Here is an 810-nt window from a genome sequence, read left to right as displayed (position 1 = left end):
CGCTGGTGAATCCGGTCAAGGAAATCACGAACACGGCGTTCATTGGCCGGGGTGTCATCCAGCTCTGTTGACCTGGTGATGCGTTGCCCGAAGTAGTAGAAGTCTACGTAGAGCTTTTTCGATTCCTTGCGCCGTTTTATGCTGCCTGTTCCCCTTGCGGGTGCGTCGATGCTGATAGTGCCTTTCTTGATTTTCATGTTATGTCCTCATGGCGTTACCCTCCCTTCAGTGTGTCTAAGTCCGTCGTGGAGAATAGCGGCATTTCCTCTAATGTTCAATAGTCGAGATTCATGGCCGGGGCTGCGCCCCTGCCGAAAGTCAACCCCGGGCCTGGGACCGAGGCTGCGCCTCGCTGTGAATCGTGCTCACTCCGTGGCACCGGTGGCGGAGCTGCGTGGCCTTCATCCTCCGGGTGCGGCTTCTGCTGGCCTTGGAAGAAAAGGCCCTCCCGCCAGCAGAAGCGGAGGATTCGGCCTAGTCGGATGTAGTGGATGCCTTCCTTTAAAACCCCACTTTTCAACCAGCCGAATACGGTGGTACGGGACACCATCATCTTTTCTGCGAACTGCTCAACCGTCAGCACTTCGGGGCTACTCATGGCAACCCTCCCCGGCTTCAACGGTGTGACCAAGCTTGATGGAGCGTTTGATGAATTCCTTGTCGAAGTCTCTTCTGCTCCAGTGTTCGTATAAGTCCTTGCCAAGTGAGAGAATGGCGTCTTTGTAATCCCTGGTTCCTGTTCTGGCAGCGTAGGCTGGGAGACAGCCGGCAATATGGGAAATGTAGAACAGCGCCGAAGTTTGAGTGCCC

At 55.4% G+C, this 810-nt stretch carries 3 protein-coding genes; all 3 read right to left on the bottom strand.

The window, feature by feature from the left end:
* Positions 1-197: Arm DNA-binding domain-containing protein (locus KOM00_RS20495; protein ID WP_216500869.1), on the bottom strand; the 197-nt coding region annotated here is incomplete at its 3' end.
* 77 nt (positions 198-274) lie between these two features.
* On the bottom strand, positions 275-598 hold the full coding sequence (locus tag KOM00_RS20490) for a helix-turn-helix domain-containing protein (protein ID WP_216500868.1): 324 nt from the start codon (positions 596-598) through the stop codon (positions 275-277).
* Positions 591-810: hypothetical protein (locus KOM00_RS20485; RefSeq protein WP_216500867.1), on the bottom strand; the 220-nt coding region annotated here is incomplete at its 5' end. The genes KOM00_RS20490 and KOM00_RS20485, both read right to left, overlap by 8 nt.

The organism is Geomonas diazotrophica (assembly GCF_018919385.1).
Classification (GTDB): domain Bacteria; phylum Desulfobacterota; class Desulfuromonadia; order Geobacterales; family Geobacteraceae; genus Geomonas; species Geomonas diazotrophica.
This window is presented reverse-complemented; position numbering and strand designations above follow the sequence as displayed.

Excerpts from the sequence above, each read along its gene's own strand:
- KOM00_RS20490 (WP_216500868.1), bottom strand. The coding sequence starts at position 598 with ATGAGTAGCCCCGAAGTGCTGACGGTTGAGCAGTTCGCAGAAAAGATG.